This is a genomic window from Pelorhabdus rhamnosifermentans, assembly GCF_018835585.1.
Lineage (GTDB): Bacteria > Bacillota > Negativicutes > UMGS1260 > UMGS1260 > Pelorhabdus > Pelorhabdus rhamnosifermentans.
The window spans coordinates 1-14,851 of record NZ_JAHGVE010000019.1 but is presented as its reverse complement, the minus strand read 5'-3'; the positions used below and the strand labels follow the sequence as shown (position 1 = coordinate 14,851).

General features: G+C 40.3%; 14 protein-coding genes. 3 read left to right on the top strand and 11 right to left on the bottom strand.

Annotated elements, in window-relative coordinates; all coding sequences use genetic code 11:
• Positions 1–52: 52 nt before the first annotated feature.
• Complete coding sequence (locus tag Ga0466249_RS18620; RefSeq protein ID WP_215830992.1) at positions 53–1,816, top strand: methyl-accepting chemotaxis protein; 1,764 nt, start codon at positions 53–55, stop codon at positions 1,814–1,816.
• Positions 1,817–1,900: 84 nt separating this feature from the next.
• On the opposite strand, the gene Ga0466249_RS18615 is transcribed toward Ga0466249_RS18620, so the two are convergent.
• The 5 genes from Ga0466249_RS18615 to Ga0466249_RS18595 all read right to left on the bottom strand — a co-directional run bounded on the left by Ga0466249_RS18615 (position 1,901) and on the right by Ga0466249_RS18595 (position 6,362).
• Positions 1,901–2,635 carry a flavodoxin family protein gene (locus tag Ga0466249_RS18615; RefSeq protein ID WP_215830991.1) on the bottom strand — a complete coding sequence of 245 codons (735 nt, stop codon included), beginning with the start codon at positions 2,633–2,635 and terminating at the stop codon, positions 1,901–1,903.
• Between the two features lie 176 nt (positions 2,636–2,811).
• Complete coding sequence (locus Ga0466249_RS18610; protein WP_215830990.1) at positions 2,812–3,204, bottom strand: helix-turn-helix domain-containing protein; 393 nt, start codon at positions 3,202–3,204, stop codon at positions 2,812–2,814.
• Positions 3,205–3,430: 226 nt separating this feature from the next.
• On the bottom strand, positions 3,431–5,047 hold the full coding sequence (locus Ga0466249_RS18605) for a flagellar assembly protein A (protein ID WP_215830989.1): 1,617 nt from the start codon (positions 5,045–5,047) through the stop codon (positions 3,431–3,433).
• Positions 5,048–5,316: 269 nt separating this feature from the next.
• Positions 5,317–5,739 carry an FMN-binding protein gene (locus tag Ga0466249_RS18600; protein WP_215830988.1) on the bottom strand — a complete coding sequence of 141 codons (423 nt, stop codon included), beginning with the start codon at positions 5,737–5,739 and terminating at the stop codon, positions 5,317–5,319.
• 227 nt (positions 5,740–5,966) lie between these two features.
• Positions 5,967–6,362, bottom strand: coding sequence for a hypothetical protein (locus Ga0466249_RS18595; RefSeq protein ID WP_312889801.1), 396 nt, complete (start codon positions 6,360–6,362; stop codon positions 5,967–5,969).
• 252 nt (positions 6,363–6,614) lie between these two features.
• Here Ga0466249_RS18595 and nifJ point away from each other — a divergent pair, with 252 nt between their 5' ends.
• Positions 6,615–10,142, top strand: coding sequence for a pyruvate:ferredoxin (flavodoxin) oxidoreductase (gene nifJ, locus Ga0466249_RS18590; RefSeq protein WP_312889800.1), 3,528 nt, complete (start codon positions 6,615–6,617; stop codon positions 10,140–10,142).
• A gap of 55 nt (positions 10,143–10,197) precedes the next feature.
• Here nifJ and Ga0466249_RS18585 read toward each other — a convergent pair whose 3' ends face one another.
• Positions 10,198–10,359 carry a CDIF630_02480 family spore surface protein gene (locus Ga0466249_RS18585; protein ID WP_215830987.1) on the bottom strand — a complete coding sequence of 54 codons (162 nt, stop codon included), beginning with the start codon at positions 10,357–10,359 and terminating at the stop codon, positions 10,198–10,200.
• Positions 10,360–10,523: 164 nt separating this feature from the next.
• On the bottom strand, positions 10,524–11,147 hold the full coding sequence (locus Ga0466249_RS18580; RefSeq protein WP_215830986.1) for a LysE family translocator: 624 nt from the start codon (positions 11,145–11,147) through the stop codon (positions 10,524–10,526).
• A 586-nt stretch (positions 11,148–11,733) separates the two neighbouring features.
• Between Ga0466249_RS18580 and Ga0466249_RS18575 the strand changes: the two genes are divergently transcribed.
• Positions 11,734–11,952 (top strand): hypothetical protein, encoded by a 219-nt coding sequence (locus tag Ga0466249_RS18575; protein ID WP_215830985.1) that lies wholly within the window; start codon positions 11,734–11,736, stop codon positions 11,950–11,952.
• A 96-nt stretch (positions 11,953–12,048) separates the two neighbouring features.
• Here the strand turns inward: Ga0466249_RS18575 and Ga0466249_RS18570 are convergent, their stop codons facing one another.
• From Ga0466249_RS18570 to Ga0466249_RS18555, 4 genes are all read right to left on the bottom strand, one after another.
• On the bottom strand, positions 12,049–12,468 hold the full coding sequence (locus Ga0466249_RS18570) for a hypothetical protein (RefSeq protein WP_215830984.1): 420 nt from the start codon (positions 12,466–12,468) through the stop codon (positions 12,049–12,051).
• Between the two features lie 216 nt (positions 12,469–12,684).
• Complete coding sequence (locus tag Ga0466249_RS18565) at positions 12,685–12,903, bottom strand: hypothetical protein (protein WP_215830983.1); 219 nt, start codon at positions 12,901–12,903, stop codon at positions 12,685–12,687.
• 382 nt (positions 12,904–13,285) lie between these two features.
• A complete protein-coding gene (locus Ga0466249_RS18560; RefSeq protein ID WP_215830982.1) occupies positions 13,286–13,714 on the bottom strand; it encodes a hypothetical protein in 429 nt (142 codons plus the stop codon).
• 656 nt (positions 13,715–14,370) lie between these two features.
• On the bottom strand, positions 14,371–14,619 hold the full coding sequence (locus Ga0466249_RS18555) for an AbrB/MazE/SpoVT family DNA-binding domain-containing protein (RefSeq protein WP_215830981.1): 249 nt from the start codon (positions 14,617–14,619) through the stop codon (positions 14,371–14,373).
• Positions 14,620–14,851 lie beyond the last annotated feature (232 nt).

Genomic DNA, 14,851 nt, shown 5'->3' with positions numbered 1-14,851 from the left:
GTGTATCAATAATATTTTGAATCTTGAAAAAATATGAAGGAGGGCAAGACAAATGAACCAAATAAAGTATAAATTAATTCTTGTCATGGTTGGTATGTGCGCTTTTATGGCACTCGTTCTTGGAAGTTATAATATTTGGAGCGTAATTAATAACAAAAACGTCGCTGTTAAAGAATATCGCCAAGTCCTTCAAGAACAGTTTGATCGAAATATTCGTTTAGAAACTGAGACGGCTGTTAACATGGTTAATGTTATTTATAAACAACAGCAACAATCTCTATTGACGGAAGAACAGGCAAAATCGCAAGCTGCCAATCTGCTGCGAGATCTTCGTTTTGACAAAGACAGCTACTTTTGGGCCGACACCGCCGAAGGCATTAATATTGTTCTGCTAGGAAGAAACACAGAAGGAAAAAGCCGCATAAATGATAAAGATGCTAACGGAACCCTCTACATTCAGGAAATTATTAAAAACGGGATGAAGGATGGCGGTGGTTACTCCGACTACTGGTTTCCAAAGCCAAACGAACAACAAGCGACACCAAAAAGAGCGTATACTTTACTATTTAAACCTTATAACTGGGTGATCGGCACCGGGAATTGGGTTGATGACATTGATAAATTAGTAGTCAATCAGGAGCAGATATACTATGATGCTATGATTAGGGATATTTTGTTCACAAGTGGACTTGTATTATTAGTTTTGATCGGGACAGCAATGGTAGCCTGGTACATCAGTCGCAAAATATCAAGTCCAATCATTGAACTTTCCAACAGTGTAAGAGAAATTGCCAAGGGAAACCTTTGCACTATAGTAAATATCCATTCGGAAGATGAACTTGGGCAATTAGGAAAAGCCGTTAATGTAATGACTAGTGAGTTAGGAAGTTTGATCAAGCAGCTAGCCACATCATCGGAACAGTTAGCGGCTTCTTCGGAAGAACTAACTGCCAGTTCCGAACAGTCCGCTCAAGCTGCTAACCAAGTTGCAGGTACCATTACCGAGGTAGCAATTGGCGCAGAAAAACAATTAAAAGCAATAGATGAAACATCTACTGTGGTAGAACAAATGTCAGCTAGTATCCAGCAAGTAGCTGCTAGTGCTAATCAGGTAGCAAGTAATTCATTTCAAGCCGCTAATAAAGCAATCAATGGTGATAATTCTGTAGAGAAGGCGGTCAGTCAAATGGCTCATATTGAGCAGACTGTAAACAATTCCGCTCAAGTCGTTGCTAAGTTGGGCGAGAGATCGAAAGAAATTGGCCAAATTGTGGACACGATCTCCGGTATTGCTGGTCAGACAAACTTATTGGCACTAAATGCGGCTATCGAAGCCGCAAGAGCTGGTGAACAAGGAAAAGGCTTTGCCGTTGTAGCCGAAGAAGTCCGTAAGCTTGCGGAACAATCGCAAGATGCTGCTAAGCAAATTGCTGCATTAATCAGCGAGATTCAAGGGGATACAGATAAAGCCGTTGTCGCCATGAGTGAGGGTACGAAGGAAGTTAAAATAGGAACAGAGGTTGTTACTACGGCTGGTCACGCATTTGGAGAAATAGCAACACTGGTAACACAAGTGTCCGAACAAGTAAAGGAGATTTCCGCTTCTATTCAGCAGATGGCCAGTGGCAGTCAGCAGATTGTAGCATCAGTGAAGGAAATCAACGGGCACAGTAAAATGGCGGTTGGACACACGCAGACTGTTTCTGCTGCTACAGAAGAACAATCGGCCTCCATGGAGGAAATCGCGTCATCCAGTCAGAGTCTTGCCAAGTTGGCACAAGATCTTCAGCAAACTGTTAGTAAGTTTCAGGTTTAAATCAGAAATCAAAGAGTATGACTTTCATTTAGCCAAAATAGACCACCGCAAACCAGTGTACTCCATACGATTGCCCTTCGTTTGCTAACTGATATTCTTTGAATGTGCGCTTACCAAAGTACTGTCAACATACTTTTTGACTTCCCGTATATACACTTCATCCGGAATAAATTTTTGTTCTAACAATGCCTTTGTTTCTGACGATAGTTTTCTATCGCTGGCAATTTCCCTACCCGCTGTTTCTAATGCCTTTAAATAGTTAGCAACAACCATTCCTACCTCCTGTTCCCGAACGCTCAACAGTGCACCCTGGGAAGCATAGATTTCACCGATTACCTGGGCATTAAGATTACGTGCATGACGTTGAACCCAATGGGAGATTACCTGAAAGTGTGATCTCTCCGGATAACCGCAATTCGCCATCATGACTAACTGCGGAGCGGCTTTCGTTGTTAAATGCCGGCATTCTCCCTGCTGATCTTTCCCCCAATAGGGACTGGCTGTTACCATGAGTCGGTCTATAAAGGTTTTTAGCATACTGGAAATATTATCAAAATAAAGCGGCGTCGCCAAAACACGAACATCCGCATCTTTGATAAGAGATATAATTTCCGCCATATCATCCCTTATAACGCACTGTCCGGACGTTTTAAACCAACAGGCCTTACACGCCGTACAATATTTAACCTCTTTTTCCGCTAAAATAACCTCTACCGTTTCCGCCCCTGCTTCCTGTGCTCCTTTTAAGAATGCCGAAGCCATTATGTTGGTATTACCATTTCTTCCTTGGTGACTGCCATTAATAACTGCAATTTTCATTAAATCACACTTCTTTCACTAATTATAAAAATATTATACTAGCAAAGACTTGCAATGTTCAGTCTTAAAATAAGTTACAATTTATGGTATAATATTCATAGAAAATAATAAAAAAATAACCTGTCCGAAGTTTTCTCGCTTCGAATAGGTATTTTTTTTGCCTTGCGACCTAACAATTACTTGAATAGTTTATGCCAAAATCCTCTCGCTTGTTGAGGTTTCACTAGGACTTCTCTTATTCTTTCATCCTGTCGGCGGAAATGGCTGTCGAGCTCAGCCCGTAACTGTTGAATTTCATCTTTTACGACATCTTTCACGGCAGTTTGAACGGCAGATTGAACAAGTTGACCTAATTCAGCAGTTAATGTCGGTTGCCGAGTGAACGGCACAGCGTCCACAGCAGTAGCAGCAGCCTGAATAGCTGCTATAGGTATCCACCACTGCGATCTGCCTTTGCCGCGATCTTCCCATGTTGCAGGTAACTCTCCAGCTTTGATGCGGTTTCTAACGGTTTTAATGCTTACGTTCATAGCCTCTGCTGCCTGTCTCACGTTGTAATATCCATCCATATCTCACACCTGCCTATGTAAATATTTTCCATTTATTATAACACAGGTTAGAAATTTATAAAAGCTTTAGAAATTACACTTCGTTCCTTCAAGTTCATTTTACAACTGAACAAAATAGCTGAGCATCAACATCATTGAATTAAGAATGCATCTTACGAGAATGCTTCTTTATGTCCTGGTGCGGCCCAAATCAAGCATTGAGCCATATGCTATGACACTTCGTAAACTAATCATTATATGCACCAACTTTAACTTCGTCGTCTTCCGCATATAATGATGCGGATTTTAAGGCCTTACGTATATATTTAACCTGTGTCCCCACCACCACATTAACTCCCGCGAACATGACATCTGATACTTTAATGCGTCCGAATTTCATTTCTTCGAAAGTTCGTTCAATTTCAGCAATACGTTTACGCATATTTTCACTCTGACCTATAAGCTGAAACCGTGTCTTAGTAAGTCTTAATAACATCTCTTTTTTATTCTGAGACATCGAACTTTGATCCATGGACTTTAAAATAGTTAAGGCCTTTTGAGCCTTATCTAAACTCACCTCAACCTTTTTAAAATTCCGCCTGATATTTTGGTACTCTTCCCTTAGCATAGGATTTACACCCACTTCTAATTCAGTACGACTAGCCTGTGTCCCAATTATTTTAGCTCGTATTTCCTCTCCAGCCATTATTTTCCCGCCGATAATTAAGCCTCTTTTCCCTTCAACAATCACCCGTTTAGCCGCACTAATGCGTGAATTCAAAACTGAATCATTAACTAAAATGTCTTCCCCCGCAATCACAGTGGCATTTTCAATGAATTTAGCGACTACGTTTTCCTGGGCTTTAACATATCCCTTATTCATACCCTGTATACCAGTCCTGATTAATACACTTTTTCCTTCAATAATACAGCCACTAACGATTCCGCACACTTCCACATTCCCTTCTGCTTTTACAGAAAATCCTTCTTGGACAGACCCACGCACAGTTACACTACCCTCAAATTCTATATTCCCAGTAGATAAATCTACATCTCCATTTATCTCAATAGAAGGCATTACATTAATTTTATTATTAGCAATTAACAGTTGGCCAGTTATATTAGAAATTATGGTATTCTCTACTACTTGCACATTCTTGCCCGCCGGCATCAGCTTATCTTTTCCAGGTTTAGCAAGTACCGGTTGCCCTAAAACATCCGTTCCATTAATCCCGGCAGTTGGCGGAATTTTTTCAGCCAACAGTTGTCCTTCATGAACTGTAATAAACAAATTCAAATCCTTATAATCCACTCTGCCGTTCTCAAGTTCAGCAGGACGACCATTATTTTCAGTGTTTATACAGTATTTGATTGCAGCATCTTTACCATTAATTTGCGGCTGGCCTTTAGCACATGCTATACGATAGCCATGATGTTTATGCGCTTCTTCTGCAGCCTCCCCATTAATACCAAACACAACGCCGCTAGCTTTTATTTTCTCCATGATTTCTTCCACACTAATAGAACGGCACCCATGTGGTAAATCCACCTGCAGTGAAGCCTCCATACGATCCCGGGTCACACTAACCTGAATTTTCGGTTCTGGCGCTTTAGAAAAATCCGCAACTTTAATTGGCTGTCCTGATGGCTCTTTAATTTCACCTATTATTATATGGCGAGCAACATTTGTAACGCCACAATTTTTCAGAGCCTCAATAATATCATTTTCTTTGACAGAACTGCCTTCACCTTTCGGAGGATGAACAGTTATATATACAGCAGATTCATCGTTTGTAACTACATAAGATCCATCAATATTATCCGCTTTTTCTGCAGTATCTTCTTGTATATGCTCAGTAGTCATACTCATCCCCTTCTAGTGGGTAGTCGGTATAATTGATATCTATTATTTTACGCTAGCAGTCCCCCATGTAGTCAAATGCCTTTTGTTCTCTTCCATTTCGCTTCATATTTCAATTATCTATTTGCTTGCTTTCATTCGACGAAATTCTATATTTTCCTTGTGCCTTACGGGATATTGCCTAGATCCTATAGTAAAATGACACAAATACAAATAAATAATAAACCTGAAAAAACGAATTGCTAGCTACGTTTTCTCAGGTTCATTATTTATTAAGATCCCGACTGTTTTTCCGCCTGTTCCACTGCATTTTTGACAGCTGCTAAAATCCCCTGGCTGCTTATTGTCGCACCACTCACTGTATCTACATCAAGTGAATTTTTAGCGATAATTTCCTTTGATATTTGTCGAAAAACCTTAGTAAAAACAATGGATGTATCTTCTGCGTTCAATGCTTTGATATGCTGAAAGCGTCCATTTTCAATTTTAACTTCCAGTATATTCGTCTCACCGCGCTTGTTAACAGCCGAACCAACATAAATACCGTCATGCCAAGACAAATGAGGTGCCTCAGCAGTAATTGTGCTTGTCGTCATTTCACTGTGGAACAACACCCTTGCCAATGGCATAAATGCCATTCCCACAATCAAAATCACGCCAATAGATAGTCCCACTAATTTATTTGATTTTCGCAACTACTGCTTCACCGCCCCTATATCAATCACAATAAACAAGCCCTAACATAAATACAGAAAAATACTATCTGTGACAATTATTAATGATACTCTCTCTTTTGGGCTTGTCAAGAGCGAAGCATTAAATAAACTGATAATATAATAATTCCCAGGTAATTAAAGGCATTCACATTATTTTGTGTCCGCCTCTAACTATCTGGGAAAAGCAGTAACGCTTCTAAGCTTTCTTAGTGATCTAAAACTACATCCAAAATATCGTGTGCAATTCGTCTCATTGCTTCATCGTGGCGTTCATTTTCGATGCGCTGACGTTCCATCCACGCGTAATAACCCTCACCCCAATGACGATGCATTTCCTCTTCATGCCGACGATTTTCTACTTCCTCACGATGATGGCGTTCACGTTCGAATCTCTCATGACGTTCACGTTCGTGTCTTTCATGACGTTCACGTTCGTGACGCTCATGCTCCTCTTGCCAATGATGATCCCGATTACCCTCAAAATGTTCATCATGATCTCTAGGTGATGCCTCAATAACCGCTGTTCCTAAACCGACTTGCATAATACCTACCAAGGAATAGATCATGATTTTTTTCATTATATTGTTCACACGACATTCCACCTTTGCCATATTTTTATTCGGTTTTATTTCACTTTTTTATATCCTCATGTAAACAATACCATGGAAATGTGACAAAATTGTGACTGACGAGTCATTTTTTACTAATCACACAAAAAACGTGTAAGGTCACAATATTCGTCATGGAAATAATTTATCAAGTAGTCGAAGAAACTAAGACAAATTCATGTATGAGGTTCCGCAAAATTCGAATACTAAGCCAAGAACTATTTTTTACGCAAAGGTGGTTATCTAGTGCCAAAAATAATGAAAACAATGGATGGTAATCAGGCAGCGGCTGAGGCATCTTACGCCCTGACTGAGGTTGCAACCGTTTTTCCGATTACCCCTTCGTCTCCAATGGCTGAGGGGGTTGATGAATGGGCGGCTCATGGCAAGAAGAACTTGTTTGGCCAATGTGTTAGCGTAGTCGAAATGCAGTCAGAAGCCGGTGCTGCGGGTGCGGTACACGGTTCACTTCAGGCAGGAGCTCTCACGACAACGTATACGGCTTCTCAAGGGCTGCTCCTGATGATTCCTGAGATGTATAAAATGGCAGGTAATTTGGTACCAGCCGTCTTTCATGTCAGCGCACGTGCCTTAGCAACGCATGCACTTTCGATTTTTGGAGATCATCAGGATATCAATGCCTGTCGTCAAACAGGCTTTGCTTTGTTCTGCTCAAATAATGTCCAAGAAGCCATGGATCTCGGTTTTATCACGCATCTTTCCGCAATCAAATCCAGGGTACCGTTCTTGCATTTCTTTGACGGATTTAGGACGTCTCACGAAGTTCAGAAGATCGAAGTAACGCCCTATGATGAAATCGCCAAACTTGTTGATTATAATGCGATTCAAGAATTTCGAAACCGGGCTCTAAATCCAGAACATCCGGTTTTAAGAGGAAGTGCCCAGAATCCTGATGTTTATTTTCAAGGACGTGAGGCTTCTAATCCTTTTGTTGAGGCAATCCCTAATATTGTAGAAAATTATCTTAAAGAATTTAAAAAGATTAGTGGACGAGAATACCATCTATTTGAGTACTACGGGGACCCTGGAGCTGAAAATATCATCGTAGCCATGGGTTCGGTCTGTAATACAGTAGAAGAAACAATTGATTATCTGCAGACCAAAGGAGAAAAAATCGGACTACTTAAGGTCCACCTATATCGTCCGTTTTCCAAGAAACACTTTTTTGCGGTTTTACCTAAATCTGTGAAAAAAATTGCTGTCCTCGACCGAACAAAGGAACCTGGCTCCACGGGTGAACCGCTCTACCTTGATATCCTGCAAATCTTTAATCATGAGACTATAAAACCGTTTATCGTTGGGGGACGATATGGTCTGGGCTCTAAAGACACTACTCCTTCTCAAATCCTTGCAGTTTATGAAAATCTGAAACAGGATCAACCCAGGGATCAATTCACGATTGGGATTGTCGACGATGTCAGCCACACTTCTTTACCAATAAAAGAAACAATAGACACTACCCCTGAGGGTACGATTAGTTGTAAGTTCTGGGGACTCGGTTCTGATGGAACGGTCGGCGCAAATAAAAGTGCGATTAAAATTATCGGTGACAATACTGACCTCTATGTTCAAGGGTATTTTGAATATGACAGTAAGAAATCCGGCGGTACGACAATTTCCCATTTACGCTTTGGTAAAAAACCGATCAAATCCTCTTATTTTGTGTCTGATGCCGACTACATCGCTTGCCACAATCGGTCGTTTCTTTATAATTATGACCTTCTAAAAGGCCTAAAAAAGAATGGCACGTTTGTCCTGAACTGTCCCTGGCAGCTCGAAGAAGTACAAGACCACCTTCCAGCCTCGTTAAAACGCTATATTGCTAAAAACAACATCAATTTTTATATCATCGATGCAATATCCATTGCCGAAGAGATCGGGCTCGGTGGCCGCGTTAACATGGTTATGCAAGCGGCTTTCTTTAAACTGGCAAAAGTCATACCTGTTGAGGAAGCCATCCAGTATTTAAAGGATTCGATTCAAAAAACATACGGCAAGAAAGGTTCTAACATTGTTGAAATGAATCAAAAAGCGGTGGATCAAGGAATTAAGTTATTGCAGCAAGTAAAGGTTACTGCGTCTTGGGCCTACAGCGAAGACGAAACAATACCAGTGAAAGATGAGCCCGACTTTATTAAAAGGATTCAACGTCCCATGGCTCGCCACGATGGCGATGATTTGCCGACTAGTGCCTTTGTAGGAATGGAGGACGGAACACATCCGCTCGGCACGACAAAGTACGAAAAACGGGGAATTGCAGTCTATATTCCGGAATGGCAAATTGATAAATGTATTCAATGTAATCAATGCTCCTATGTCTGCCCACATGCGACCATCCGTCCCTTCCTTTTAAACGATGATGAACTTGGGAAAGCTCCCGACACCTTTAAGACGAGGAAACCGAATGGAAAAAAGCTTGAAGGTTATCATTACCGGATTCAAACTTCTCCACTTGATTGTACTGGCTGTGGCAACTGTGCGGATATTTGTCCGGCACCAGGTAAGGCTCTTGTCATGAAGCCAGCAGATCATGAAATTGAGATGGAATCAGAAAACTGGGAATTTGCGATGAATGTTACAGAAAAGCGGAATTTAATAGATGTAAAAACACTCATTGGCAGCCAGTTTTCCCGACCACTTCTTGAATTCAATGGAGCTTGCCCAGGTTGTGGAGAAACTCCCTATGCTAAACTTCTTACACAATTATTTGGTGACCGTATGTTGATCGCCAACGCTACCGGTTGTTCTTCCATCTGGGGTGGCAGCTCCCCGTCAATCCCTTATACCGCGAATGCCGATGGAAAAGGTCCGGCCTGGATGAACCCCCTCTTCGAAGATAACTCCGAATTTGGCTATGGCATGTATATCGGATCTAAACAAATCCGGTCCAAAATTGCCAATCTGATGCAACAAGGATTGAAAAATACGAGCAATGAGAATGTGAAACAAGCTTTCCAGGAATGGCTCAACAATATGAATGATGGTGAAGGCTCAAAGCAGGCTTCGGCCCGGGTGCTCACAGAGCTGAAAAAGGAAGTCAACTCAGCTGATCCCATTATTCACGAGATTATAGCACGGAAAGATTACCTAGTTAAGCCCTCCGTTTGGATTTTCGGCGGAGACGGCTTTGCATATGATATCGGTTATAATGGGCTGGACCATGTCATTGCCAGTGGAGAAGATGTAAACATCTTCATTATGGACACAGAGGTTTACTCTAACACGGGTGGCCAAGCTTCAAAAGCGACCCAGACTGCAGCCGTTGCTAAATTCACGGCTGCGGGGAAGAAAATTCGCAAAAAAGATCTTGGCCTCATCGCGACAACTTATGGTTATGTTTATGTCGCCCAAATCGCGATGGGGGCCAATATGAATCAAACGATCAAAGCAATTGCAGAAGCGGAAAGCTACAAAGGACCTTCCCTGATTATTGCCTATGCTTCTTGCGTTAATCATGGGATTAAATCGGGTATGGGCACAAGCATGCATGAGATGAAAAAAGCAGTCGATGCGGGATACTGGCATCTCTGGCGCTACGACCCACGTCTTAAAGAACAGGGTAAAAATCCGTTTATCCTGGATTCCAAAGAACCAACAGGCTCCTTCCAAGATTTTCTCAAGGGCGAAATTCGCTACTCCTCACTCAAGACGATTTTCCCTGAAGTCGCGGAGGAAATGTTCACAATTGCCGAAAAACATGCTCACGAAAAATACTATGCCTTAAAGCGTTTCGCAGAAATGCAGTTTGAATAAATTTAGAGGGGCATCTCAAAACGTTCTGAGATGCCCCTCTTTAAATTTTAAGCGGTTATGATAAAGAATTGGTATCTACCCATTCCTTAGCTTCCATTACGGCCTCTTCGCTGGGAACGGGAACTTTTGACTCAGGTTTTGTACTTTCGATATGCCCGCGCCAAGCCGCCGTATCATGTCTTTCAATGGGATTTTCTTTTGAATGATTGTCAGCCATAATAACACCTCCTTTTAGGTCTTATCATAGTGTTTTCCGAGTTTAATATAACCATTCCTATTTATAAATTCCTAAAATGCCCATCCTGTCCTCAACCACCGCATCAGCAAATCTCATAACTAAATATTGCTGGATCTCTCTTAGTATAAAAATCTAAATACAAATTAGTCAAAAACCGATTTAGTAATTTTGTATGCAAAATATAGTAGAAGTCCTCCAAAAAATCGATCAAGCCACTTGCGGCAGCTTTGATAGATTTGCCGAAAAAAGTTGGATGAAATCATTATCGACAGAATAACAAACCAACCTCCAACGGCTACTACAACTTCCAAACCATATATCCATTCTACCCAACTCGGAGTGTCTGGAGTAATAAATTGTGCGAATATACTTAAAAAAAATAGAAAAGCCTTTGGATTTAAGATATTACATAAAAATCCATTTTTAAAGCCTTGTAGAGAGGTTTTAGTTGTATGGATATTCTTTGAATATTCGAAGTCCATTTTTTTGCTTGAAAAAGTACCTATAATTGCCTGTACTCCTAAGTATCCCAAATAACAAGCACCCAAGATTTGTATAGCTTTAAATAAATATATATATTTTTGTAAAACCAATGCAAGTCCAAATATTGTATAAGAAGCATGAATAAGCATTGCAGTCCCTATACCTATAGCAGACGCAATCCCAATTTTCTTTCCATATTCCAGACTATTTTTCATAACAATAAAAAAATCAGGACCCGGAGATATTCCTGCCAATATCCCAATAAGAAAAATTTCAAAAAACATTCTAATTTTCCTCCTTTTATGTGTGCATTTTTAGTACTAAGCGTCCTAACTTTGCATACAAGTTCCGTAATCCTTCGTAAATCTTATTGTACTCTACCAACTAAGAAATATCAATTTTCAACAGTTACTTTAAACATAGCTTTTTTAAGCTCGTGTTTATTTAGACCCATAACTCCGTGATACCAAATTTATCAAATCATCAAATAGAAACGCCTTAAAGCGCAAACATGAAAATCGGTTCGCTCATTTTTTAAAACTAAAGCGTATTATGATTTTTCTAAATGCTTTTAATGCCAATCTCAAACTCCAATTAATATTTCTATTACCACATTCCAGTCTAAGTTTATAACGGACATAAAACCACCCCGTTAATATGTATGTGAAAATAATAGAGTTAGTTAGAGTTTTTGGAAACTGGTACATACTATTTGTTGGAATGAATTAGCTAGCATGATCTCACCATTAACACTAACTGCTTGAAAGGACAAAAAAACCCAACCGGAATAAACCGATTAAGGTTTTAAATATTAAAGTATCCTATTTTCTAGTAGCTTCAGTCTAAACTATTCGAATTTGGGTTCGGGTTGTGGCTGTGGCTGCTCTGGCTGTGGCTGAGGTTGTTGATCTGGCCGTGGTTGTGGTCGCATCTGTGGTGGTTGCTGTGGCTGTGGATTATGTTTATGATAACCGGGTTGTTCTTGACCAGCATCGTCCCCATCATCTAATTGTACAATCTGCTGTAGGCCTTCATTGTGTAACGACGAGGCTTCGATTACAATTGAACCAAGACCTAATTGCATCATAACTACCATTAAATAAATCATGATTTTCTTTATTATATTTTTCATAAGACACTCCTCCTTTGTCATATATATTCTTCAATCAACCAAGCATTTCACCTTTATTTATTCGCCGAACCAAGTATGTAGCCAATTACACCCGCTGCGATTTCTCGCATTGTATTGTCATGACGTTGATTTTCTCTTTCTTGACGATCATGCCATTCCCGTTCACTTTCATGATCATGGCGCCGCATTTCCCGTTCATGCCGTTCATTTTCTTGGCGCTCCCGATCATGTCTATCTTGATTATACCTATCCTGATCATGTTTTTCTTGATCGTGTCTTTCTTGATCGTGCTTTTCCTGACTATGTCTATCTCGGTCATGTTTATCCTGATCATTCTGCTGACCTTGATCTTGTGGCGGCGCCTGGTCCTCCTGACCGGCATCCCGTGGCGAAGCTAATACAGCTGTTCCAACGCTAACCTGCATTATACCTATCAATGCGTATATCATAATTTTCTTCATTATGTTTTTCACTAGGCTTTCCTCCAATACTTACTCTTGTATTGTAGTGTAACATGTAAATGTTACAAAGATATTACAACTCAACAAAATCCCTACATGAGTAAGGCCCATTCTCCAGCATCATCTGCCGAAGAACGGACGCCAATCCCACCAACAAAAAAGGCCCATCTCCAGCCATATCGACTAAGAGATAGGCCCTCGTCGTAATTCAAACAATCTGTTTAGTAATTAGTAGTCATCATCATCATAATCGTAATAGTAACCAGGATAGCCCAATCCTATTAAAAATCCTAATCCTAAGCCAGGGCCGAAACCACCAAAACCGTGACCGAATCCGTGGCCAAAACCATGGCCAAAACCATGGCCAAAACCGTGACCAAATCCGCCGTGACCAAATCCGCCATGAAACTGACGCCATCGTTCACAATTTTGGCAACGACATTGCATAACAATCCCTCCTCTACTATATTTTATGTAACCTTATTGTAAACGTGTACGTCCGTGGCATATCGCCAGAAATCCGCTTTCAACCTGAAGTAGACAACATGTATCATGCCAACTTAGTAGCAAGCTTCACGCGCCTCGGACTATTACCAACATGTCACAAAAATATGATAGATGAACCAATCGAATGTAATAGATGAGAGGGTCAGCAAGAAAGGATTAGAAAAAAAAGCCTTGCAAGAAAAAAACTGCAAAGCCTTGAAAACGTAAATATGAAGGCCATTCTCCCTTACCACATAATATATAAATAGTATTATTCACTACCATTAACGAACGTAGCAATATTACAGCAAAGCTCATCTTAGCAGCTTTGCTAGCCTTATCACTACATTTCAATTTCTGTTGCGGTCAAAGTAACCGGGCCAATAATAGTCGCTGCACTGCCAGTATCCGGCAACTCAGCAGTAAGAACATATTTGTAATGTCTTGATGCCGTAAAGCCGGTATCGACATGAGTAAAGCTAGTAACTTTCTTCTGATCGGAAGTACTTTCCGCAGTATCATTAGCACTGAAAACCACAGTACTGCCACGCAAGATTTTAAATAATACATTAACCCTGCTTAATCCTGTGCCATCGGTTACAGCCTGGTAGCCAACAGTCGCAGTTAATAATACGGCATGATCTCTATCGGAGTGTATTTTAGTAGAAGCTAAATCCGTGACCGCTGATTCAAGGGATATGTTTACACTCCCGCTTATATTGCTTGGCAATACATAATAACCGAATTCATCCAATTTGCCGTAACGATCCATCCAAACAGCTCCCTCATTATAATCTATTAACATATTATTCATTTATCGTAACTATTGTTCCAAAAGAAAAAAGCTGCCCGGTTAATGGCTGTGCGTCCTTTTCCAGCAGCGCTGTCAATAGCTTGGGCATTTTACAATACCTCTTACAGCTGAAGACTATATAAGTTGTTTCATGACCTTCGACACACCCAGGCAACATTACTATTACGTAAAAAGTAGTGTCTCGCCAATTCTTACAGCCGTGCTTCCTTTACTTCGGATTAAAATAATAGGCAAAACTAACAAATAAGCCTTCACTCATTAACTAAAGTGAAGGCTTTACTCATGCATTCAAGTATTTTTTTGTAACTTCAGTCCGATAAAGTATTACGCATCAATTTCCCATTAGTATTCTTTCCGATTCATTGCCGCATAACTTGCATACCACAGATATTACCAATGTTTTGCTGTCTGTAGAAATCCTAATTAAATCAACTTCAAAATGCACCATTTTATTTGAAAATAATTCTGTGTTCCCACAGGCACAGCTAACGCGCATAATTTCCCTCCGATATATGATATGCTGAAAATCACCTATCCTGGCCTAAGTCACGATAGGTGAACAAAAAACGTTCACTCCAAGGAGGAGCGGCTAACATAACCTATAAAACATTATTTCAGACTACTTTTTGACTCATGGCTGTACGACATTCTTTACAAACATTTTTTCCCCTGAAGTTAGTTAACTCATCAGTACTTCCGCAAAACGTGCAGCCAGGTTCATATTTACGGAGAATGATATGATCATTTTCGACGAATACTTCTAAGGGAGCTCTCTCGTTAATTTCCAAAGTACGGCGCAATTCCTTAGGTATTACCACTCTGCCGAGCTCGTCCACTTTTCTAACAATTCCAGTTGCTTTCATTTTACATTTCTCCTTTATTCGACCTTATTCAACAAAATATTACAAGATGAATATAACAATTTATATAATATCTGTCAATCATCTTACTTACCACTTATCACATTCGATGATATTCAGGTTGGAATAATTGGGAACAAAAAAAGACCTCGTGTGAGCAATGTCATTAAGATAATGCATAGAGTATGAATCCCCAAAAGAACCGAGTACGAAAAAAGCGTACCCGGTTCTTTTT

Bases quoted from the DNA above. Each gene is read 5' to 3' on its own strand.
- Ga0466249_RS18620 (WP_215830992.1), top strand. From the start codon at position 53: ATGAACCAAATAAAGTATAAATTAATTCTTGTCATGGTTGGTATGTGC.
- Ga0466249_RS18615 (WP_215830991.1), bottom strand. From the start codon at position 2,635: ATGAAAATTGCAGTTATTAATGGCAGTCACCAAGGAAGAAATGGTAAT.
- Ga0466249_RS18610 (WP_215830990.1), bottom strand. From the start codon at position 3,204: ATGGATGGATATTACAACGTGAGACAGGCAGCAGAGGCTATGAACGTA.
- Ga0466249_RS18605 (WP_215830989.1), bottom strand. From the start codon at position 5,047: ATGACTACTGAGCATATACAAGAAGATACTGCAGAAAAAGCGGATAAT.
- Ga0466249_RS18585 (WP_215830987.1), bottom strand. From the start codon at position 10,359: ATGGCTGACAATCATTCAAAAGAAAATCCCATTGAAAGACATGATACG.
- Ga0466249_RS18580 (WP_215830986.1), bottom strand. From the start codon at position 11,147: ATGTTTTTTGAAATTTTTCTTATTGGGATATTGGCAGGAATATCTCCG.
- Ga0466249_RS18565 (WP_215830983.1), bottom strand. From the start codon at position 12,903: ATGCAATGTCGTTGCCAAAATTGTGAACGATGGCGTCAGTTTCATGGC.
- Ga0466249_RS18560 (WP_215830982.1), bottom strand. From the start codon at position 13,714: ATGGATCGTTACGGCAAATTGGATGAATTCGGTTATTATGTATTGCCA.
- Ga0466249_RS18555 (WP_215830981.1), bottom strand. From the start codon at position 14,619: ATGAAAGCAACTGGAATTGTTAGAAAAGTGGACGAGCTCGGCAGAGTG.